The sequence below is a fragment of the Spiroplasma sp. hy2 genome, from assembly GCF_044714365.1.
Classification (GTDB): Bacteria; Bacillota_I; Bacilli_A; order Mycoplasmatales; family Mycoplasmataceae; genus Spiroplasma; species Spiroplasma phoeniceum.
In genome coordinates this window covers 1-1,185 of record NZ_RXFZ02000245.1, presented here as the reverse complement: position 1 = coordinate 1,185, position 1,185 = coordinate 1, and the positions used below count along the sequence as shown (strand labels likewise).

Below are 1,185 nucleotides of genomic sequence, written 5' to 3'. Positions count from 1 at the left end.
TTTTTATATAAAATCAATAAAAAATATTATTTCAACACTTTTTAATTAAATTGTTGATTATTTTTATGGTGATGTTAAGATGGTGTCGTAAAAATTAAGAAAGGAAGATAAAATATGAATTATGAAATCTTAGTTGGTATTGGTGTTGGTGCTTGTTTTGTAGGTATTTTAGGTTATAAAGGATTGGAACTTTTAATTAAAAAAGTAACTAAAAATAAACTTAAAGAGTCTACAAATAAAGTAGTAGGACAAGAAATATTAGAAGCTATTCATTTAGGTTTAATTCAAACTGCTAATACTTTGGGTCTTGGTAATACTGAATGAGCACAAGTATTAGAAACAAATAAACCTATTAGTGAAGATGAATTTAATCAAATTGTTAAAGTACAAAGAGCCAAAAAATCAATTTCTAAAAAAGATATTAAATTATCTAATAAAACAATTAAAGTCTAAAAAAGACTTTTTTTGTTTATAATGGTGATGCAAAGAGGTGAAATTATGGCAGATATAACAAAATTAGAAAGTTTTAAATTAATAACATTAGAAGAGTTTAAAAATTGAGAGGGGTTTGATAAATTAGTAGCACAATAATGGTAAAAAACTTTATGATGATAATATTTCAAATTATTTAATTGAAGGTATTTCAAGAGCAAGTTTACAATTAGATAGTATTTGTGGTTATCGTTTAGAAACGGAATTTCCATTACTTGATCCAAATAGTGAGATTGATAAAAAACGCATTAATTATGTAAAAATTGCTTGTTGTTTACAAACTCAATATTTAATAAGAACTGGGATTGAATATTCTAGTGGTGGTGAAAATAGTAGTGATGGTGTTGCAAGTTATACATATCCTACTAATATGAAAATAGAATTTTCACCAGATGTTATTAGTTTATTAGAAAAAGCAAAGTTTTATAAATCACAAACTATAACTAAAATAAACCCTGATAATTATGGTTTTAAAAATGAATATCATACTTGATTTGGTCGCCCTGATACTAATCATAAAGATAGACCAATTATGTTAAGTGAAGCAGATGCTAAATATGTATGAAAAAATAGTATTTTTAGATCTAATACTTTGTCTATTATTCCTTGGGCAAATACTGAAAAAAGTGGTATATGACAAATTGAAGTATCACAAGAAATATTAACAAAATATATTGATAATTATATAAAAAA

The 1,185-nt window shown here is 24.2% G+C and carries 2 protein-coding genes; both read left to right on the top strand.

The genetic code is table 4. The features are described from left to right. Positions 1 to 114: 114 nt before the first annotated feature. Positions 115 to 453: a hypothetical protein gene (locus tag EHV01_RS05790; protein ID WP_422066632.1), complete on the top strand. Its 339-nt coding sequence runs from the start codon at positions 115 to 117 to the stop codon at positions 451 to 453. A gap of 409 nt (positions 454 to 862) precedes the next feature. Beyond that, positions 863 to 1,185, top strand: a 323-nt coding sequence (locus EHV01_RS05785; RefSeq protein ID WP_422066630.1) for a hypothetical protein, incomplete at its 3' end; no start/stop codon positions are given.